Origin of the sequence: Pseudobythopirellula maris, from assembly GCF_007859945.1 — a bacterium.
GTDB lineage: Bacteria > Planctomycetota > Planctomycetia > Pirellulales > Lacipirellulaceae > Pseudobythopirellula > Pseudobythopirellula maris.
Genome location: NZ_SJPQ01000001.1, coordinates 874,651 through 897,846 on the forward strand (window position 1 = coordinate 874,651; position 23,196 = coordinate 897,846).

Sequence of the window (23,196 nt, forward strand, 5' to 3'; positions counted from 1 at the left end):
CACTACCGGGCCGCTACCGGTTCTAGGTCGAGAGGCGGAAGCCTGCCTCTTGCGTATCAACGGAATCGGGCGGCGTCTCTTCGGCGAAGGCCTCGTCGTGGGCGTCACGGATCGTGGTGTCGTCTCTCTCGCGGGCTTGCATCTGCGCGGATCCCTCCAGGGCGATGAGCAAGTAAGCTTGATCGATCGGGTCCGGGTGGCGTGTCTCCACGGGGAGTTGGTCGGTTTCTTGGGAGCGATGATGCGTGATTTGCTTGTAGGCTGAGGTCCACGCCGCAGCAAAGCCGACAGCCTGCGGCTCAACCGGCGCGGGGCCCTTGTTCAGCGGGGCGTCGCCGACTGATTCGGCCTCAAAGGGCTGAGGCGCGACCGACTGGGGCTCCAAGAGCGTCGTCGTGGAAGGAGTGGTTGTTGCCGTGGCAAACGATTCTTGGGAGGCCAGGGCGGGGGCGGCCGGCGAGGGTTCGGATAGGAGGCCGGCGCCCGGTGCGGCGGCTTGGGCGAACGGCAGGCCCGGTTCGGGCTCGGGGAGCGTCTCGCCAAAGTGGTCGACCCACACATGGTAGTCGTCCGGGCCAACGAAGCCGTCGCCGTCGCCGTCGGCGCCCGTGTACGGGTCGACGTTGGTGTTCAGAGCATCGCGCCAAACGGTGAAGTCGGCGCCGTCCACCACGCCGTTGCCGTTGTAGTCGCCCAAGAGCGGCGGCGGGCTGAGGGCGCCCTCGATCGTGATGGTCAAGGTCCCGGCGCCACCGGCGCCGTTCTCGTCGGTCATCGTGTAGTTGATCTCGAGGTCGACCGACTCGCCGGGGGCGAGGTGGTCAAAACGCGAGCCGGGATCGAAGGCGATCCCGCCTTCGACGATCTCCACCGTGGCGTCGCCCAGCGTCGCTGAGCGGCCGTTGTTCGAGATATCGGCGAACAACTGCAAGTTGGGCACAAAGACGCCGCCGAGCGTCGTGAGCGTGAGTTGCGCCCCAAGGTTGGCGTCGGTGTCGTTGGTCAGCACGTCGACCGTGATCGGCGTGTTCTCGTTGGTGGTCGCGTTGTCGCTCACCCCGACCGGCGCGTGGTTGACGCCCGTGACCACGACCGTCACGTGGCCGGTCGCCATCAGGCCGCTCTCGAGCGACGTGAACGTGTAGCTGAACGTGTCGGTGAGCGTCTCGCCCGGCGCGAGCGCGTTGAGCGTGGCCGAGGCGGTGGGGTCGTAGGTCAGGGCGCCAGAGAGCGGGCTGATGTCGACCGCCGCCCCCATCTGCGAGACGCTGTCCCACACGATCTGTTGGACGAAAGAGTCGCTGTCGTTCGCCAGCAGGCTCTCGGCGGAGACAAACACCTCGCCAGACAAGGCCTCGAAGGAGTCGCTGCCGGCGAACGGCGGCGTGATCACGCTGACCGTGGCCTGCTCGCTCGACGTGGCGCCGGCCGGGTCGGTGACCGTGAGCGTGACCTCATAAGAGCCGCCCGCCGCCGGCGTGAACTGCAACTCGGGGCCGGCGCCGAGGGCGAAGACCGCTCCGTCGTGCTCCACGACCCACTCGTACGAGAGCGAGTCGAGCGGTCCGGGGTCGGTCGAGCCGGCGCCGCTGATCACCAGGGGCTGGCCCGCCACGCCGCTCGTGGGGCCCGCCAGGTCGGCGGTCGGGGCTAGGTTGTTTACCGTGAGCAGGGCCGTCTCGGTCGCGACGCCGCCGAAGCCGTCGTCCACGGTGAAGGTGACGGTCCACTCGCCCTCGTCCTCGGCGAGGAACACGGGCGGCGCAGTCCACACCGGCTGCGAGCCGTTCACCCCGCCGCCCAGCGAGCCGTGGTAGCCGTTGCCCGAGGTGTCGTGCGCCACCGAGCCGGCGCCCTCGTCGAGCTTCCAGTGGCCCACCAGGCCCGTGCGGTCGGTTGGCTCGGCGCCGTCGGCGGCTTGCTGCGCCTCGACCGCGTCCCACGCCCGACCCCAGATCTGGGCGTCATCGATCACGGCGTCGAGGAACTGCCCGTCGCTCCGCCCGCCGAGATACAGCGGTTCGTTGCCAAAACCGACCGAGCCAATCTGCGAGTTCGTGCTGGCCACGAGGACGCCGTCGATGTAGATGCGCGTCTCGCCGCCCTCTTCGTAGGTGCCGGTGACGTGGCTCCACTGGCCGATCGTCAGCTGCCCGCCGCGCGCCGCGACGTGGCTGAAGCTGTTGGTCTGCCACAGGGCGATGCCCGCCGTCAGGTCGTCGTAGACGTAGAGCGCGAACTCCCACTCGCCGGAGGCGCCCTTGGCGATAATCGGCTGACGCTCCTGGCCGTTGCCGTCCGAGTCAATGCTCTGCACGTTGACCCAAGCCGAGAGGGTGAGCGCCCCCTCGACGCGAGCGACCGACGGCACGCCGTCGACGCGCACCCGGTCCTCGACCCCGTCGAAGTCGAGCGCCCGGTCGCCGAGGTCGACCTTGTCGCCCGCCGCGTTGGTGAGCACCACGGTCGGCTGCAACGGGGCGCCGGCATCGATGGCCGTCACGCCGGCCAGCGCGATCAGCTCGTCGGCGGTGAGTGTCTGGCCCTCGTCGACTTGCACCTCGATCGGGTCGAGCGACGAATCGATCGTCGGCGCCGAGTTTCGCACCAGCACGTAGAACCGGCCGGCCAAGTCGTGGTCGACGAGGTACGCCCCCGGCTGGCTGGCGACGAAGCCGATATCGCCCGTCGAAGACAGCACGCCGCTGGGGGTCGACACCGTCCAGCCGTGCGACGCGTCGGCGCCCGCCACGGCGGCGACGAACGACGCGCCCTCGGCAACCACGTAATTGAGAGCAGAGTCGACGCCCGGCACGGTCATGTAGAGCTCATCGAGCCCGACCAGATTTACCAAATCGGCCGAGTCGGCCGGCACGCTCGAGCCGCGCAGGTCGAGCTGGCGCAGCGTGTCGACGCCCGCCAGCGCCGCGACGCTCGTCGCCGCGGGCGTGTCGCTCAGGTCGAGCCGCTCGAGCCGGCCGAGCCCCAACGGCTCGGCGCCGTCGCCGAGCCGCGGCGCGAGCGGCGCCAGCAGGTCGGGCAGCGGGTCGGTGACGCCCTCACGACTCAACACATGCAGGGTGTCGCCCTGGGTCGCCGTATAAACGTGCCGCCCGTCGGCCGACGAGGCGACTGTGATACCGCGCAACGTCACGGGGTCAGAAGTGGTGTACGACGCCAAGGAGGGAGTCAACAGGCCAGTCAGGCTGTCTCGGTTGTAAACCAATAGGTCTGCGCTGTCGCTCACATACACGTGACTGCCCTCCGTGCTGATCGCGACGCTAGCAGACGTATTCGGTTGGTCCAACTCGGCCGGAGGCGTGACGACCTGCAACTCGGAGAGCGTGCCATTGACCGCGTTGATGCCGAGAACGAACAACTTGCGAGCCTCGCCCTCGATCAACGAGAAGGCGTAGAGACGCAGCCCCTCGGCGTCGATCGCGATCTGCGCCACCCCGTCGTCGGCGGCGGCAGCCTGCGGGTCGAGCACGTAAACTTCCACGGGGTTCAGGTCGGCGTCGTAAACATAGACCTGAGGGTTGTGGATGTCAGCGACGTACACACGCTCGCCGTCGGGGCTCAGCACAAGCGACGCGAATTCGACGGTAATGCCTAGTTCGTGGCGGACGTCGATCGGAGCGGACAGCGCACCGGTCGTCACGTCGCGGTCGTATCGCAGCAAGCTATCGCCGCTGGTTACGTACAAGCGATCGCCGTTGCCGTTAAGCGTCAGGTTGTCGATGCTGCGATCAGTGCCGGTCAGGCCGAACGCCCCCATCGACGAGACCTCGGTCAGCACTCCGGTGAGCAAGTCGCGGGAGTACACGTACAACCGGTGCTGCGCCCCGGCGTAGACGTAGCGTCCGTCCGCGCTGACCGCGACCCCGCCATCGCTCGCCGGGATGAGCTGGAGGGTCTGCGAGGGCGTCAGGGCGCCCGTGAATTGGTTCCGCTCGTAGACGTGCAGCGCCGCATTGGGGTTGTCGTGGCCGCCGCGACCGAACAGCAGCACGTGGCGCCCGTCCGGGCTGACCACGATGTCGTTGGGTCGGTCCGCCACCCCCTCGGCTTGGCCGGAGAGGAATTGAGACTCGCTCAGCCCCGGGCCGGTCAGCTCAAACCCGGGCGGGGTCGCTGCGACGCCGCCGTCCGACAGGTCGAGGTCGCGCAGGTTGACCAGCCGGTCGACGCCTTCAAGGCTGCCCAGGCCGAGGCCCGTGGCGTCGAGCGTGTTGAGCGTCGCCAGCACCGTCGCGCGCAGCTCGTCGTGCGTGAGCGGCAGGCCGTCGTGCCCCGTGGTGACGGGCAACCCCAGCGCCGCCGCGATCGCCGCCGCCACGCGGCGGTCTTCGATCTCGACAACCGGGTCGAGAACCACCGGCGTAGAGATCGACGCGACCTCGACGTTGAGCAATTCGGACGCCTCGCGGTCGCGGACCTCGATGTCGCCGCCGAAGAACGTGTCGAAGCCGCTCTCGCCGAGCAGGACGTCGAGGTCGTTGTCGCCCGCGAGCGTGTCGTCGCCGTCGCCGCCGCGCAGCAGGTCGCGGTCGGGCAGGTCGCCCTCGTGCGTCCAGCCGCGGGTCGGCGCGAACGCCTCGATCTCAAACCCGCGCGGGGAGCCCGGCGTGATGACGCCCGTGCCGTAGACGCGCAGGTAGTACTCGCCAGCCGGCAGCGCCCGCAGGTCGAAGTCCAAGACGCCCGAGAACAGCTCCCGCCCGTCGGCGCCCAGCAGGTCGGCGGCGACCGGCGCCCCCAGCTCGGTGAGCACGTGGAGCGCGTCGCCCGCCCGGCCGTCGCCCAACGTGGTCAGCCTCATCCAGCGCTCCGGCGAGTCGCTGCTGAGCTCGTACGGCTGGTCGCCGCCGGGGAATCGGAGCGGTTGGCCGGTCCCGTCGTTGGCGAGGAACTCGCCGCTGCCCGGCACGGAGACGTTGGCCAGCGTTTCGGCGATCGGCGGGCTGAACACCCGCAGCTCGGCGAAGCCGCCTTGGCCGGCGTCTTGATGCCCCTCGAGCTCGATCTCGAGGCGGTCGCCGAAGACCGACCCGGGGAACTCGAAGTCGAGGTCGACCCGCTGGCCCTCGAGCTCGATCGCTTCCGACTCGTAGACCGGCGCGCCGGGCGCCGACGAGTCGAACACCCGCAGCCGCACCGTGCGGAAACCAAGGCCGCCCGTCGCCTCCGGTTCGAGCCTGACCGAGCCGAAGCGGATCGTCTCGCCCGCGGTCCAGGTCACCAGCTCGGTGTCGTCGCCCGCGTCGGCGCCGTCGGAGAGCCAGCCGCTCGACTGCTCGCGGTCGATCAGGTTGTCCGCCGGCGAAGTGGAGGAGGAGACCGAGACCGTCCCGAGCGCGGTCACGTCGAAGCGGTTCGCCCGCCCGCCGTAAACGGCGTAGACGACGCCGAGTTGGGCCGGCGAGGCGCCGAGCGTCCCCGCCTCGGGCTGGGCGACGATCAGGTCGTCGACCAGGTCGTTGTTCAGGTCGACGCCGTGCGGCCCGAGCGCGATGGCGCCCGCCGGGGCGTCGAGCGTCACGTCGGCCGAGCCGAGCGCGAGCACGCCGCTGGCCGAGCCGATCGACCAGAAGACGTGGACCGCGCCAGCCGTGGCGTCGGCCACGGCCAGGTCCGCGGCGCCGTCGCCGTTGTAGTCGCCGGCGCTGATCGCCAGGCCCGCTTCGGAGAGCGTGAACCGCGGGGCTCCCGCCAGGCTGAAATCGGCGGCGCCGAAGTAGACGCGTGTCCCTGTCGCGCCGGAGAGAGCGAAGTCGTCGTAGCCATCGCCATCGAGGTCGCCCAACGGCGTGACACGACCCTCGGCCGCCGCGCCGCTGAGCGCCAGCTCGGCCGAGGTTCCGATCAGCACGTCGGACGCCGCCACGTCGCCGAGCAAGACGCGCAGGTAGTCGTCGCCGGCCGACACGCCGTCGTGGCCGCCGTCGGCGACCGCCAGGTCGGCCAGCCCGTCGCCGTTCACGTCGCCCAGGGCCGTCACGCGGAGGTCCATCGTGCGGTCGTCGCCGGCGGAGCTGGGCGCCACCTCGGCGAGCGTTTGCTCTGAGCCCGCGGCGAGCGACTCGCCGGAGAAGATTGTCGCGTAGGCCCGCGGCCCCTCGAACCGCCACAGCGACTGCTCGGCGGGCGAGTAGAGGTAGAGCGCGTCGTCGAACACCGCCAGCGGAACGAGCCCGTCGACGGCGGCGCCCGCGCCGTCGACGATGCGTGTGCGGATGGCGTTCACGCCGTCGTACCGCCAGACGAAGCCCTCGTGCTCGACGGTGAAGTAAACCGAGCCGTCGAACTCGATGAAATCGGCGGGCGAAGAGCCGGCGCCGCCCGGGGCGATCTCGAACATCGCCTCGAACTGCCCCGCCGCGTCGAGCACCCACAGCTCGCGCCCGCCCCCGTTGGTCAGGCCCGCGAAGAAGACCTGGCCCGCCTCGCTGACAAACACGTTCTGCGGGTCGGGCGCCGGGGCGAAGTCGACCGTCAGCGCCGTCGCGTCGGTGAAGTCAAACAGGTCGCCGTTGGCGGGCGCCGTGGCGTAGAGGTGGCGGTCGCCCGAGCCGTTCTCCGCGGTGAAGTAGAGCAAGCCGGTCGCCGGGGCCCAGGTCAGGTCTTCCGGGTCGCTGACTCCCGCGGGGAGGTTGACCCCGATCGAATCGGGGTCGTCGGGGTCAAAGTCTGACAACAGCCGCAGTCGCGAGCCGCCGCCGAAGTCCTCGACGTAGTAGAGCGCCTCGTCGTCGACGCCGTTGGGCAGCTGGAACTCGACCCGGGTCAAATCGCGGGCCGCCCGCGCCACGCCGTCGACCGACCGCGCGACGGCCGACGAGTCGCCTGGCAGGTGGCCCACAATCAGGTCGCTGCTGGTGGAGTAGACATCGCTCCCCTCAATACGCTGGTACTCGAGCGCGTTGAGCTTGGGGTAAGCCTCGCCCGAAGCGGGGCCCTGGGGGCGGGGCGTGACGGGGCTGCCGCTGAAGACCACCTCGCTCACGCCGACCGGGCCCTCGCCGGCAAAGTTCTCCAGCACGTCGAACCGCACGAACCGCGCGCTGAGGTCGGCCAGCTCGACGCCCGGCGGCAGGTTGGCCGACAACGCGGTCGAGTTGAACGACTGGCCCGTGTAAAACTCCGTGCCCGACGCCTCGCTGAACTCGAACTCGCCGATCGAGGTGTAAACGCCGTCGCCGCCGGCGATCGAGATGATCGCCCGCTTCACGCCGTGCTGGGTCGCGTCGCCGGCGAAGTAGGTCGAGTCGGCGTCGTCGTTGTAGTTGTAGAACCGCAACCCGTCGAGCGCGTACTCGTCGCCCAGATCGAGTGTGAGCGTGGGGGTCGTGTCCGCCTCGTCGCTGAGCCACATCGTGTCGTGGTCGATGCTGTGCCGCGGCGGGTTGGACGAGAAATTGAGCCCGTGGCCATTGCCCGCCAGCAGGGCGTTCTGCAGCGGCTGCGAGCTGCTGGCCGTCGCCCCCAGGTTGTCGATGTCGATCGAGTTGTCGTCGGTCAGCGTGAACACGCCCATGGACGTGTGGGGGAAGGCGCCGAAGAACGCCGGCTCGCCGTTGACCAGCTGGAAACCGACCGGGTTGCGCACAAAGCCGTCGGTATCGTCGCTGACGACCCGTTGCAGGCGCCCGTGGCGGTCGATCTTGTGCAACACGTATCCAGCCGATGAGCCCGAATCGGCTGAGAAGTAGAGCGTGCCGGCGTGCTCCGGGAAGTCGCCGAACACGTGCGTGTCGTGGCTCAGCGAGATGTCGACCTCCGAGGCAAGCCGCTGGGCCACGCCCGCCGCCGCGCTCGCCCCGGTCGAAAGCACGAGGTCGTCGAACCCGTCGCCGTCGATGTCGACCAGTGCGACCGCCGCCCCGCTGGGCGAGAGCCGGTCGGCGCCCACCACGAGCGACAGGCTGTTGTTGATGGTTAGGTCGTTGGCCAAGAACTCGGCGCCCCACTCGCGGCGCCACGCGTCGGCGCCGCCGAGCACCACGGTCACCAGCGTCTCGTCCGTGCCGGGACGGACGAACGCCATGTCGGCGCGGCCGTCGCCGTTCACGTCGCCGAACTCGGTCGCCGGGGCGCCCAACGCGGCGTGGTCGATCACGATGTCGGCGACCTCCGTGATGCGGTGCGTGTCGTCGAGCGTCGGGGGGCGGAGCATGACGAAACTGCGCGACGCGCCGACCAGCAGGTAGTCGTCGAAGCCGTCGCCGTCGAAGTCGCCGATGCGTCGCACGTCGCTGAGCCGTTCGCCCGCCGCGGCGCCCTCGACGCTCGCGGCGCCCCCGAGCAGCGTCTGGCGGTAGGCGGTCAGGTCGAAGCCGGCCGCGTTGTCCTCGGCCGACTCGCCGAACTGCGGGGTCGCCAGCTCGAAGGCGTACGCCTCCGCGTCGCCCGCCACGCCGGTGAACTGGCTGACGAAGGGGTAGGCGTCGTCGGCCGCGGTCGGCGCGCCGCCGTGGAGCGAGTCGGCCCCGCCGCCGCCGAGCAGCTCGTCGTCGCCCAGGCCGCCGAAGATCACGTCGTCGCCCGCGCCGCCGTCGATGCGGTCGGCGAGCGCCCCGCCGAACAACAGGTCGTCTCCCTCGCCGCCGCGCAGGTCGAGCGCCGCGATCGTGGCGCCCTGCTCCGCGTCGCCCAGGTCGACGCCCCAGCTCGCGAACAGCTCGGCGTCGAACGCGCCCGACAGGGGCAGGAACTGGAACCCGCTGTCGGCGTGGAACGTGTCGTCGCCACGCTGCAGGTCGACGACCGTCCGCTCGACGTCGCGTGTCTGGTAGAAGTAATGTTGCTGCTCGTAGGCGGTCTCGTCCGCCGTCTTGCGGAAGTCTTGCGCGCCGATGTCCCACACCAGGCTGGTGAACTCGTAGCGGTGCAGCAGCGTGTTGTAGCGCAGCGCCGCGTAGTCGGGAACCTCGTTGCCGAGCCGGTCGAGGTCGCCGCCGAGGAACAGCACGCGGTCGTCGCCGGCGCCGCCGAGCAGTTGATCGCTGTAGGTCGGGATGTACGTCTCGCTGCCCGCCTGGAAGAGCGTGTTGGTCTGGCTGCCGAGCTCGGGCAGCGCGTCGGGGATGATCTGGAAGGTGTCGTCCCCTTCGCCGCCGAACAGCAGGTCGCTCGCCTGACGGTCGAGCCCGCCCGTGAGCACGTCCTGGCCGGGGCCACCGAAGATCCAGTCCTCGCCGGCGCCGCCGGAGAGGATGTCGTCGCCGCGGCCGCCGAGGATCACGTCGCGCCGCACCGGGTCGTCGCGCAGCGCCATGTCGACCAGCCGTTCGGCACCCGCGCCGAGCGCGAGTCGCAGGTCGTACACGGTCGGCAGCCCGGCGTCGTTGACGACGCGCAGCAGGTAGCGGTTGCCGGCAGTCCAGCCGGCGAGTTCGAGCGCCTCGGTCCCGCTGCCAGTGAGCGGCAGCAGGGTCGGCTCGCCATCGCCGACGACCTCGTACAGCTCGAGGCTCATGCCGTCGGCGGTCGACACGCTGGCGGCGTCGATGACGAGCGGGCCGCCGGCGTCGGGCAACTCGATCTCGAACCAGTCGGCGTCGGTCGGGCTGTCGATCGTCAGGCCTTGGTAGACCACCGCCTGCGGGTCGGTGGCGAGCGGGAACGCCCGCCCCGGGCTGTCGTTCCTGCCGCGCAGGCCGTCGGCCGACACGCCCGACTCGGCACGGTCGGTGAGGATGGCGACTCCCGACTCGATCACGACGCGGTCGTCGCCGTCGCCGGCGTCGATCCACACGGTCTTCTGCACCGTCGGGCCGACCTGGATCTCGTCGGATCCGCCGAGCGCGTCGATGATGATCGCCAGGAAGTCGCCCTCGGGCGGCAGCAGGCCGTCGACCAGCTGGGTCTCGGCCATCGCCAACGCGGAGGGGTCGGCCCCGTCGCCGGCCCCGTCGTTTGCTTTGACCGCGTCGATGAACTGCTGGGCGCGGAACACCGTGTCGGCGGCGTTCCAGACCGGGTCGCCGTTCTCGTCGGTCGCCGCGAAGTCGAGCCGCACCTGCGCGGCGAAGCTGAAGAAACCATCGTTCTCCGTCAGCCGGGTGATCAGGTGGTGGTCCGACAGCAGGCCGGGCTCGGTGACAAAGTCGACCGTGATCCGGTCGTTGCTGTTCGTGCCGCCCAGGTACCAGACCTGGCCCGTCTGCTTGGCGTACTCCTTCCAGGCGTCGCCGGCCAAGCCGCCGTCGAGCGACTCGAGCGTCGTGCCGTCGGCGCGGTACAGCGCGTCGGCGCCGCCGTTGCCGTAGAGGAAGTCGAGGCCCGTGCCGCCGTACAGCTCGTCGCCGCGCGCCATACCGAGCATGCGGTTCAGGCCGGTCGACTCCTGCACGCGGGGCGGCTCGGCCGGGTTGGAGCCGTCGAGCTCGCCGTCGTCGTCGAACAGGGCGCCGAGTGGGTCGACGAACACGCCGAACTGCGAGCCGCCTTGCCGCGGGTCGTACGACCAGGCGTAGAGGGCGTTGGTCCCGGCGCCGCCTATCAGGTCGTCGTTGCCGGCGCCGGCGAACAGCGTGTCGTGGTCGCCGGGGTTGGCCACGCCGGTGTCGCCCCACAGGCGGTCGTCGCCCGCGAAGCCGTACGCCGTGTCGCTCCCGACGCCGCCGTCGAGCCGGTCGCGTCCCTCGGCCCCGATCAGCACGTCGTCGTCGCCGCCCCCGTCGAAGACGCCGACAAAATCGCTGCTGCGGGCGGCCAGGGGCGCCAGGTCGAGCTGCCGCGTGCCGACGGGCAAGCCGGCGTCGAGCCCGGCGATCGGGTTCGCCTGGGCGAAGCCGATCGTGTCGGCGCCCGCCAGGCCGGCGACCTGAATCTGCTCGAGGAGGAAATCGCCCGTCGTGGCGTCGCGCCAATCGACCCGGATCGCCTGCCCGTTGTAGTCGATGTGCAACTGGCCAACGCCGCCGGGGGCGGCGGGGATCGTCTCGGCAAACAAGATGCGGTCGTCGTTCTGCGTGCCGCCGACCACCAGGATGTCGGTCGCGTTGTCGTCGGCCGTGTCGCCCACGGTGCTGTTGCCGAAGTGGCCGTCGATCACGTCGACGCCCACGTTGTGGCCCGTCGCCGTGGGGGCAACGAACAAGTCGATGCCGCCGCCGCCGTACTGCGTGTCGGAGCCTGATTGGCCGTCTAACAGGTCGGAGTCGGCGCCGCCCCACAGCTCGTCGTCGCCGCCGCCGCCAGAGAGCTGGTCCTCGCCGCCGCCGCCCAGCAGCCGGTCGTCGCCGCCGGCCGTGGCGGCCGTCGGGTTGACGTTGTAACCGGGCCCGGCCGCGTAGTCGCCGCGCAGCACGTCGTTGCCCCCCTCGCCCACGAGCAGGTCATCGCCGAGGTTGCCCAGCAGCAGGTCGCCCCCCGCGCCGCCGAACAGCTGGTCGCCGATGAGCCCCGGCGCCGCGACCGCCGAGTGAGAGTAGGCGTACAGCGTGTCTCGGCCGTCGCCGCCGAAGAGCCGCTGGCCCGCGCGGTGCGTGGCGTCGCCGTCGCCCAACAGGGTGTCGGCGCCCGCCTCGCCGAGGATCTGGTCGACGCCCCCGCCGCCGCGCAAGCTGTCGTCGCCCAGGCCGCCACGCACCACGTCGTCGTCATTGCCGCCCGTGGCCGTGTCGGCCCCTTGGCCGCCGTCGACGTAGTCGGCGCCCGCGCCGCCGTCGAGTATGTCGTTATCGAAGCCGCCAAACAGCAGGTCGTTGCCGTCGTCGCCGAGCAGCGTGTCGCGTCCGCCGCGCGAGAACCCGGCGAGCGACTGGCCCCCCACAGCGGCCGGGGTGACGAGCACCGCCGGGAAGTAGCCGGTCGGGTAGGCCGCTTCCGCCTGCAAGTAGCCCGGCGGCAGCGTGAACGCGCCGGGGGTCGAACGGTCGAACGACGCGGCAGGCAAGAGCGCGTCGCCGCCCCACAAGAGGTCATCGCCGTCGCCGCCGCTCAGCTCGTCGTCTCCCATGCCGCCGATGAGCAGGTCGTCGCCGCCGAGGCCCTCGAGCGTGTCGTCGCCGAAGCCGCCGACGAGCTCGTTGTCGGCGTCGTCGCCCGCAAGGATGTCGGCCCCGCGGCCGCCCACCACGTGCTCGACGCCCACGATGCCGCCGAGCGCCGTGGCCGACTGCGACGCGAGCCCGACCGTGACCGGCAGCAGCCAGGCGGCGTAGTCGATGCGGTCCTCGGTCCCGGCGCCGCCGTCGAGCTGGCCCAGCAGCCCGGCGTAGGGCGAGACGACAAACAGGTCGTCCGCGGCGCCGCCCACGAGGCTCTCGACCTCGCTGAAGCTGGCCAGCGTGCGGCCGTCGCTCACCAGCCCGGCGCCGTAGGTCAAGATCGAGAAGTCGAGCGCCGCCACGGCCGCGGAAAAGTCGACCGTGTCGTTGTCGAACACGCCGTCGCCGAGCGAGCCGGTCAACTGGCCCGACAGCACGGCGCCGGTGGCGAAGACGAACTCGTCGTTGCCGTCGTTGCCCGCCAAATCTTCGACGCCCGAGAACGAGAACGCCTCGGCCGAGCCGACAAAGCCGGCGTCGTCGCTCGTGACGTGGACCGACTCGCCCGCCGAGTGGGTGATCAGCAAGTCGTTGGCCGAAGCCCCGCCGAGGAACGCCTCGACTTGCGAGTAGAGGAAGCCCCCGCCGTCGCCGCGGTGCGCGACGCGGGTCGCGTCGCGGTCGACCTGGACGGCGACCGACGCGTTGTAACCGCTGAAGTCGAGCGTGTCGGCGCCGCCGGCGCCGTCGACCTCGCCACTAACGAGGGCGGAACCCGTGAACCGGAAGTTGTCGTCACCGTCGTGCCCCACGAGCCGCTCGGCGCCGCTGAAGAAGAACCGCCCGCCGGCGTCGCCCGCGTTCGAGCCGGTTATGCGCCAGTCGTTGGGCGTGCCGGGCGCCAGCGCGAACGGCAGCTCGAACGTGTCGAGGTTTGTGCCGCCGACAAACCCACTCACGTAGGCGCCGCGCACGGTGTTCGAGCCGTCGGTGGCGAAGGCGCCGCTGTAGGTCCGCTCGCCCGTCTCCGGGTCGACGCTCAGCGGCGCGAGCGTGTGCTGGGCGCTGAAGGTGATCGGCGCGGTGGTGGGGCCGAAGTCGGCCGTGTTGCGGTCGGCGGAGTCGTCCTCGACGATCTCGTCGGCGCCCCAACCGTTGGCGAACACGTAGGTGTCGTCGCCCCGGTGGCCAAACAACCGGTCGTCGCCCAAGCCGCCGTCGATCAGGTCGTCGCCGGCGCCGCCGATGAGTGTGTCGTTGCCCGCCCCGCCGCGCAGCACGGCGGGCAGGGTCACGCTGTCGAGCAGCGTGATCTCGTCGTCGCCCGCGCCGCCGTCGAAGTAGATCCGCTCGACGCCCGAGTAGCGCTTGATCACCTCGGTCTCTTCGTCCAGCTGGAACGTGACGATCACCGCGTCGGGCTCGACCTGGTCGATCGTGAACTTCTCGGCGCCGTCGGCGACGAAGGCGCCCGGGTCACGGTCGTCGGCCAGATCGCCGGCGTGCAGCACCAGCGTGCCCGCCTCGAAGCCGCCAGCGCCGTCGGAGACGTGCGCCAGCTCGAGCGGCGGTGGGTCGACGCAGACGTGCTCGAACGTGAACAACTCAACGTCGATGATGTCGACCGAGCCCGACAGGATCAGTACCTCGTAGTTGAGCCTCAGCAGCGCGCCGATGCTGCCGTGCACGTCGAACACGCAGAGCCCCGGCACGGCGGGGTCGGGCGTCGGGAAGGGGTGCAGGTCGACCAGGTCGGCGATCTCGTCGAGGTAGAGCTTGCCGTCGCCGTCGGTGTCGTTCCAGTTGAACTCGACGTCGGCCGTCACGCCCCCTTCGACGCTGACCGAGGCGCCCTCCAGGTCGAGCGACAGGCCCACCGTCACCTCGAGCCCGAAGCCGAACTCCGGCGTGTCGGCTCCCGTGGTGATGTTCTCCAGGTCGCCGAAGTAGAGCCCGTCGAGGAAGTTGCCTGTTTTGGCGATGCCGCGCGTGTCGAACCCGAGCGACAGGTCGGCGAACGCGTCGAGCACCACGCCGAGCGTGGCGTAGATCGGGATCGGCGGCACGAGCGGGCCGAAGCGGGCGCTCACGGGCACCTCGAGCTCGAGCCGCGGCAGGTCGAGCTGCAAGATGTCGGCCGTCTCGCCGGTGAACAGCTTGAACAGGTTCGAGGGGTCGGTCAGCAGCGGGATCTTCACCCCCAGCCCGCCGGCGCCCTCGCTGTTGGGCGTGCGCACCATCTTGCGGATCGAAGCGCTCGCCGAGCGCGAGCCCGAGTGCCCCGACGAGGAGGCCTGGCCGAACACGTCCTCCAGGCCGGTCACGGGCGAAGACTGCCCCGTGCCGGCGGCGATCTTCGAGGCGTCGATGCCGACCGACACGTCGCCGCTAGTCAGGTCGAGCGGGTTGCCGACGCCGCCGAAGGTGTAGCTGCCGAAGTTGATCTCGAGGCCGTCGCTCTCGTCGGCCGTGTCGCGCAGCGTCTCGACCGTGTCGTAGATGCTGCTGATCAGCCCGAGCACGCGGTTGGCCTTCTGGGCCTGCGCGAGGTCGCCCCCGCCGAAGAGCACGCCGAGCGTGAGGAACGTGACCGGCCCCTCGCCGGCCAGCTCCGCGACCTCCGAGACGCCCGGCACCTCTTCGCCGAGGAAATCGAGCAGCGGCTTGAGCGGCTCGACGTACTCGGTGAAGAAGTCGAACGCCGGAGCAGCCACGTTGTCGAAGAAGCTCCCCAGGTCGAGCGTGGCGTCGTGGATCGTCGCCACCGGCGCACCCCCCCCCACGAGCCCGTCGCGCGTCGTGTAGCCGATGTTCCAATCGACCGTAAAGCCGGCCGTGATCTCCGGCAGCGAGTCGGACACGTCGGCCCCGAGCGCCAGGTCGATGGTCGCCAGGGTCGACACGCCGGCGTTGAAGGTCTCGTCGAGGCCGGCGCTGGCGATCTCGCCGAGCGTGAGCCGCCCGTCGTCGTTCGGGTCGTCGAAGTCGACGAAGATGTCGCCCCGCAGGCCGGTCCCCTTCGACAGCCGCCCGTCGCCGTTCAGGTCGACCTCGATCACCGCGGGGTTGTCGATCAGCCCGTCGCCGTTGTAGTCCACGCCGTCGGCGATCTCGTCGAGCGCCGGCCCGTGGCCCTCCTCGGCCGAGCCGTCGTTGACGACGCCGTCGCGGTTGAGGTCTTCGAGCGGGTTGGTCTCGGCCATCACGTCGAGGAAGAAGAGCGACGCGGCGAGCGAGGTCCCCTCCTTCAGCTTGATCTCGGCCCCGAGGTTGATCTCGGGCGCGCCGCCGCCGGTGGGCAGGCCGAAGTCGGCGTTTTCTTCGTCCTCGCCGTATTCGACGTTGTCGTTCACTTGGAAGAAGAACCCACGCTGCAAGCTCACACCGAAGCCGAGCGAGAAGTCGTAGTCCCAGGTGAGCTCGACCCCGCCGTTGGTCTCGAACTCGAAGACGAACGCGTCGAGGCCGACGTCGAAGTCGGCGTCGAACGTGTCCGCGCCCGCCAGCGGCAAGTTGATCGCCACTTGCAGCTCGTCGGCCGGCGTGGTGAACGGGTCGGAGATGACGAACTCGACGTCGCGGAAGTCGGCCGTTTCCGAGCCGTCGCCCACCTCGGGGTCGTTGTGGAACAACGGGTCGAGTTGCAGGATGCCCGCCCCGCCGGGGCCGAGCGCGTCGAACAGAATCTGCTGGATGCTCGCCTGGGCCGCGCTCAGTGAGCCGCTGCCCGCCTCGAGCAGGGCGTCGATCCGGTCGACCGCCCCCTCGAGCTGGCCGACGAACGTGGCGCCGAGCTGGGCGCCCTCGACCAGCGGCAGGCTCTCAAGCAAATCGCCCTCGAGCCCCGACCGCAGGTTGCCCAGCAGCGTCCGCAGGCCCTTGACGATCTGACCCAGGTTGATGTTGGAAATGTCTGTCAGGCCGCCCAGCAGGTCGTCGAGACCGGCCAGCTCGTACTGCGTCACGCCGCTCGCCAGGTCGACCGCCACCGAGATCGCGTTCTCGTGCTCGATGCCGAGCAGCTCGGCGTCGAGCGCGGCGTACGCCATGCCGCTCGTCTCGACTTCGATCGCGCTGCCAAGGTTGCCCTGCAGGTCGCCCAGCGGGATGCCGCCGATCGTGTTGCCGTCGCTGGGGACGAGCGCCGGGTTGAGGCCCACGGTGAACGTCGCCGCGTCGTCGCTCACGTCCTCGGGCAGCAAGAAAGGTGAGTCCTCGACAAACGCCTCGGTCGGGTACGTGACGACCACCGGCGCGGTCTGCGGCGCGTTGAAGACCAGCACCGAGGGGTCTTCCGAATCGAGGTAGTAGTCGGCCTCCGGGTCGCCCTCTTCGCCCTGCGCCAGACGCACGCCGCCCGATGTGGCGATCACGAAGTTGGCGCCGACCGGCTCGTGGGTGAGCGTGAACTCGTCGAGCGGCGCCCCGGGGCTGGCCGGCGCCTCCTCGCGGACGGTCTGCCTCAGCTCCAGCTTGCCCGACAGGCCCGCGGTGACGCCGCCCAACGCCGCCTCCACGCCGATCGACGAGTCGGACGAGGCGAACACCTCGAACCGAGTCGAGTCGAGCAGGTAGGGCGTGCCGGTCGAGAAATTGAAGCCGACGTCGAGGTCGATCCGCCCGCCGAGCACCACCCCGATCTGGGCGCCCGAGTCGACCGTGATCGGCCCCAGGTCGGGCAGCCCGAAGTCGAAGTCGGCCGTCGCCTCCAGGTGCTTCGTGGCGCCCAACCGCAGCACGCCGGCCGGCTGGAACCCGTCCTGCATCGCGTCGGCGTCGACGAACCCGAAGCTCAGCTCGAACAGCCCGTCGAATTCCTCCTGCGTCAGGCCGAGCGCCTGCTGCAGGTAAAACTTCAGCAGCCGGTCGAGGTTGGCCGCCGAGGCGCTCTGCATCTCGGCCTCGTCCACCAAGTCGGCGAGGCGGTCCATGATTGGGCCGTTGTTGAGCCCCTCGACCGCCTGACGCATCGCGACCAGCGCGCTGGAGAGCCGGCCGGCTGTCTCGAACCGAACGACCTGCACCTCCGACTCGGTGTTGACCACGCCCTCGGTCTCGACCTCGGTGCGGACGCTCAATCCCGTGGCGCTCGAGCCGCGCACGGCGTCGACGTCGCCGATCGACTCGGTGAACGTGATCGTGTACGGCCCGCCGCGCCGGCCGGTGACCGACAGCACGTCGGTCGAGATCTCGGCGAGCGCCGCGTGCACGTCGGTCGCCGGCGAGTCGAGCGGGATCGGCGCCGTCTGCTGGCCGTCGACCGTGAGCGTGAAGTTGTGGTCCGGCTCGATTGCCGAGCGGAAGCGGCCGAAGGCCGCGATCACCTTTTCGAGCTGCGCCGGGTCGCCGTCGGCCAGCGAGATGGCGCCCGCCATCTGGTCGCGCAGCTCGCGCAGCACGTCGAGGTCGGGCCCGGCGAGCAGGCTGTCGGCCACCGCCAGCACGCCGTCCGTCACGTCGAGGATGTCGTTAGGCGTCTGATTGATCAGCGGCAGCGGCGTGTTGAGCGCCTCGATGTCGCCGCTCCGCAGCAACTCGACCACCTGCTGCAGCATCACCGCGATGTCGCGGGCCGAGAGGTTCTGGAACTTGCCGAACAGCTGCTCGAAGTCGGCCGCGTCGATCTCCAACTCGGGCCGCTGCGTGCCCTCGGCCTTGGTCAGGAGCACGTTGAGCGCGGGCGGGTCCTCCGGCTGGTCGGCCGGCGGCAGGATGGCGAGCAGCGAGCTGTCGACGGGCAGCGTGGCCGAGCCGAAGTAGTCGAACGTTGTGTCGACCACCCCGCCCACGCCGAACGACCGCAGGTCGCTCAGCCGGATCTTGTTGTCGCCCAGGTCCTGGAATCCGAGCCCCGCCAACACGCCGAAGCCGATCTCGCCGCCCGACAGACCCACGTCCAAGATGCCGAGCGACGCGGCGAGCGACACGCTGTCGGCCTCGATCGTGGCGTTGGCGAACGCCTCGCTCTGGTCGGCGATCAGGTACACGCGGTCCAGGAGCGAATCGCCCGAGAGCGGGTCGCCGGTGATCGTGCGCCACGCCTCGCGGTGGTCGACCGGGCCGGCGTCGTCGGAGAGCGACAGCGTGACGGTCTGCACCTCGGCGGTCGAGGCGTCGCCCTGCGTCGTGGTGGCGACCGCGACGCTCAGGTCGAGGTCGGTCTTGCCGATGAGCGGGTCGACGTTGCGCAGTTCGGGGCGGAACTCGACCGTGTACGGCCCGCCCGCGTCGCCGGCGACCGAAGCGACAACCGGCAGCGTGAAAGCCGCGTTGAGGGCTTGCAGCACCTCGTCGGCCGTGGCGTCGGCGCGGATCGGCTCGGTGACGCGCGGGCCGTCGCCCACGTCAAGCTGCAAGCGAAAGGTTTCGCCCCGCGCTTCGGCGGCGAGGCCCAAGCCCGCGGCGGCGGCCGAGGGGCCGCGCGCGTCGGTGAACGCCGAAACACGCAGCACGCCGCCCGGCAGGTACGCCGACCGGTCGACATGGCTTACCAGCCGGATCGACGGGCCGAAGTATTCGACCGTGACCAGGCCGCCGGTCGCCGACTCGATCGCCGCACGCACGTCGCCCAGCGTGCCAGCGCCGTCGAGCGCGACATCGAACCGGGAGCCGTCGGGCAGATCGATCGTCAGGTCGGGCCGGTCGCTCGACTGGCCCTCGGCGAAGCCGATCTCCGAGCCGCCCAGCACACGCAGCCGTGACAGCTTGGGATCGTTGCCCACCAGACGCAGCGCGCCGCCCGAGGCGATCATCTCGATCGGCGAGATCTGGCCGCCAAACTCGTCGGTCGTGATCGTCAGGTCGCCGAAGCCGTTGCCGCCGTCCGCGAGATAGGCGAGCAACGCGTCGCCGATCGTGTAGGCCAGGTCGATCGCGTCGACGCCGTCGGCGAACGCGGCCGCGGGGAGCTGGATCGGGATCGAACGCAGCTCGACGCCGCTGGGGTCGGCCGGGTCGAACGTCTCGACCTCGATCACCAAGTCGAGCCCCGCGGGCAGCTGCCCGTCGGCCGGGGCGGGCGAGTCGGCCACGGCCTCGACCTTCAGCCGCACGCCGTCGTTGCCATTGAGCGTGGCGAGCCGTGTGCTGTCCGAGAGCGCCACCGTGGCGGACGACTCCAGGTCGATGCCCACGCCCAGCCCGACGCCCGCCTCCACGCGGAACGTCGCCTCGGCCGAGCCGCCGAGCTGCAAGTCGGCAAACCCCAGGTCGAGCGCCGTAGCGAAGTCGAGCTCGGTCGTCTGGGTGAACAAGGCGGTCAGGTCGAGATGGAACTCGATCGCCTTGGCGGGCGAGTCGACAAACGTCAGCTGGGCGTCGAACGGCTGGCCGTCGATCTGCTCCTGCAGCAGGCCGTTGAGCGTGTGGACCAAGTCCTGGATCGTGTCGAACCGGAACCGGGCGGCGGCGGTGGCGCTCGGGCCGAAGCCGAGCAGGTCGTCCGCCGGGTTGTCGCCGTCGGTCTGGTCCGTGGCGAAGCCGAGCCGCTCGCCCCCCTCGACCAGCAGCGAGCCAACCCGGGCGTCGGTCGCGGCGACGGCGAGCCGGTCGCCGTCGACGAGAAAGACCACCTGGTCGCCAATCCCCCGCGCGGCGGCCGCCGCGTTCAGGTCGGCCGCCAGGTCCGCTAGGCGGCTGTTGTTGGCGGTCGCGTCGGCGGCGAGCGCGATCCTGTGCCGCGCGCCGCCCACCGTGAGGTCGAAGCCGAACTCCTCGCCGAGCTGGCCGTAAGCCGGCCCCGCCTCCGGAGCCGCGACGCGCACCGTGCTGAGCGACAGCGAGACGCCGTGCTCGGGGTTCGTCGTGCGGAGCGACAGCTTGTTTTGATCCGCCAGGTCGAACAGCGACAAGGCGCGGCCGGCGCCAGCCTCGGGCGCGGCGTGCTGCGTCTCGTCGTACTGCACGGTGAGCGTGCGCAGCGTCAATTGTGTGACTACCCCGCGGGCCTCGTCGCCAGCCTCGTCGAGGAAGCCGACCGCCTGGCCCACCTTGAAACCGAGGTCGAACAGGTTGGTCCCCTCGGCAAACTCGGCGTCGTACGTCCGGAAGGGCGAACCGGGCGAGACCAGGGCGCCAACCGTCACCGTATCGATCGCGTCCGAACCGAACGGCGCCAGCCGCTCGGCCACGATCACCCCCTCGAGCCCCGCGGCGACGAGCGCCTCGTTCACGTCGTCAACCAAGTCGGCGAGCGTGAGGTTGTCGGCCGTCGCGTCGGCCGGCACGGTCACGGCGACCGGCACGCCCGACTCCACGCGCAGCACGAAGTGGGCGTCGTCGGCGAGCACGCCGCCCGGCGCCGCCATGTCGGCCGCCGCGACGAGCCGCGGGTTGAAATAGAGCTGGCGGGCAAAGTCTTGCAGCACGTCGACGAAGCTCGCCACCTCGCTGATCGCGTCATCGAGGAAAGGCAGACCATCGGGCACATCGAGCTCGCCCGCCGCCTGCTGCAGCGAGCTGCCGAGCTGCGTGAGGATCGTGACGATGTCGCCCGGCGTTAGGTCGCCGAGGCTGTCGAAGTCGAAGTCCGCGCTCTGGCGGACGTGCAGCTTGCCGAGCAGTTCGCCCAGCTCGGCGGCCGAGGCGAACGCGGCGGCATCCCGCGGATCGTCCGGGTCGGTCGAGTCGGTCGTGTAAACCGACAGCCGGCCGAGGCTCAGCCCCACGTCGCCCACCTGCGGCGTGATCTCCAGCCCGTCGATGTCGAGCTCCCCCGACAGGTCCGCCGCGAAGATCTCCGAAGCCTCCAGCTGGGCGTCGCCCAGGTCGGCGTAGCTCAGCCGGCCGTCGTCGGCGGTCGGCTCCTTGACGTTCACGTTGAGCGTGGCCGAGAAACCGATGCCGTTGTTCGGCGCGACGGCCGGGTCTTCTTGCAGAGTCGCCCCCAGCAGGCCGAGCTTGGCCGAGACAAACGGGTTGTCGAGCGCAGCGTCGATTCGCAACGTCACTTCGGGCTGCGGGGCGGCCTCGCCCGTGTCGTCGTACACGAACAGCCGGTCTGCCAGCGCGTCGTCGGAGGCAGGGTTGAGCAAGATGCCGAGCGGCAGCCGCACCTCGGGCGTGAGCAGCACGTCGAGCTCGCCGCTGGCGTCGAGGCTCAGCCCCGCGTACGCCTCGCCCAGGTCGAGCGCCGTGCGGATCAGCAGCGGGTCGGGCAAGAACTTGGGCGTCACCCGCAGGATCTTCGCCAGCGGGTCGGCGTCGTTGGGGTCTTGCACGAGATCGATCTCGACCACGTCGTCGATATCGCTGAGGTTAACGCCGAACACCTGGCCGAGCAGCACGACCAGCTCTTGCAGCGTGCCAGCGTTCTCACGCACGTATTCGGGGTCGCTCAGCGGCCCGAGCGACGCCGACACCCGCCCCGACAGCGACGCCCGCGGGTGGAAGTCGAACCGCGGCGCCGAGAGGCTGGGCAGATTGGGCAGCGCGGCGTCGTAGCGGATCGTCAGCACCGGCAGCGCGGCTCCCTCCGAGGCGAAGCCGATCGCCTCGACCACGCCGTTGATCAGGTCGCCCGTGTCAGAGAGAAACGACACGGCGTCGCCGATCTGCACCCCCGCGCGGAACACGCTGACATCGGGGAAGGTGACGTCAAACGTCTTGAAGCCGCCAAGGCTCACCACCTGCGAGATCGCCGAGACGCCCAGGCCGCCGAATCGCACCGGCTCGGGGTCGGCGCTGAGCAAGTCGGCCACACTCTTGTCGACCAGCGGGATGCCGACGTTCATCGCCTCCAGGTCGAGCGACTTCTCGAGCCGTTCGCCCGCCTGCTGGATCAGCGTCGTGAGGTTCTCCGTGCCGAAGTCGAGCAGCTCGATCAGCAGTTGCGAGGGAGGGTCGGCCGACACCGCCTGCACGTCGACCTGCGTGAAGTCGGCCACCTCTTGCCACTCGACGCTCACCGTGGCGTCGAGCACGAACGGGTGCGCGCCATTGGGGAGCGCCGTGACGGCAAATTCGCCCTCCAGCCGCAGGTCGGGGGTCGACGGGTTGCCCGCCTCGACCCTCGGGCTGAAGTGGTCGAAGTCGCCGAGGAAATCGAGCCCCCGCAGCCGGCCGTCGGAGGCGGGGTCATCGGCGTGGGGGTCGACCACGTCAAGCGACAGGCCGATCTGCGAGTCGATCGCCACCGTGGCGCCGGTCATGTCGACCTGGACGAAGCCGAAGTCGCCCACGCCGGCGATCTCGCCCTCGACGCGCAGGTTGCTGAGCGTCAGCTCGGCGTCGGCCGCCGCGGCGTCGAGGTAGAAACCCGCCGCGTCGACGCCCAACACGAAGTGCGCCTCGAGCGTCGCGCCGAACACGACCTCCGACTCGATGTCGATCCGCCCGCCGAGCCCCCGGAACCCGACGAGCGCGCCGGTCTCGAACTCACGCTCAAATCGGATGTCGTACTCTACGCCCTCGTCGGTCTCGGTGAGCACGACGTTTCCGTCGGTCGCGTCGAGGTTGTCGAGCGCCTGGGCGAGCGTCTGCGGGTTGGAGAGCGTCGCGCCGATCTGGGCCAGGTTCGCGCTGTTGATCTCCACGCCGAACAACTCGGCAAACGTGTCGGTCAAGGCGAAGCCGAGGCTCTCGTCGGACGCCAGCTCCCCCTCGGTGTCGGCGCTGAACACCAACTCGGGGCGCTCTTCCGGCGGCGCCGAGGGGTCGAAGAATGCGAAGCGGAAGCCATCGACGCCGTCGGCCGCCAGCATCGCCCGCTCTTCGAGTTGCTCGGGCTTCTGAAGCCGTCGCGTCGTGCGTTCCTTCCGACGACGCTCACGGCGCCATTTCTTTTTGCCTTGGCGATTCAATGAAAATCCCTTGGAGCGATGTCATACGAGGCAAAAAAACGCCGTCGGCGCGATCGACGTCAGCGGGGCAAGAAAAGAGAAGTCCGGCAAGGAACGAGGCGCCTATCCAGGGCCAACGACCGACCGATCAGATGGACCGTGCGCGGAGAATCCGACACGCACCGGCCCGTCGCGCGCTTGCGTGACTGCGGCGAGAAGAAATGGACGGACCCGTTAGGCGGATCGAGCAACGCCTCTGTATCCAGCGCAAAGCAGCTTCGCGCCGCGGCTTGATCGGGCTGAGGTCGAGGCACGCGGGCTTCTGGGGGTCAAAATCAATGCTGCCGGCGATCACTTTGCAATCGAACTCCAGCCCGCGGAATGCCACATACTGATTGCCCAAAGGGATCTGCGAAACAGTC

At 70.2% G+C, this 23,196-nt stretch carries 1 protein-coding gene; it reads right to left on the reverse strand.

What is annotated here, in order from left to right; translation table 11 throughout:
* Positions 1 to 22: 22 nt before the first annotated feature.
* Positions 23 to 22,795 carry a LamG-like jellyroll fold domain-containing protein gene (locus Mal64_RS03260; RefSeq protein ID WP_146396982.1) on the reverse strand — a complete coding sequence of 7,591 codons (22,773 nt, stop codon included), beginning with the start codon at positions 22,793 to 22,795 and terminating at the stop codon, positions 23 to 25.
* Positions 22,796 to 23,196: the final 401 nt, after the last annotated feature.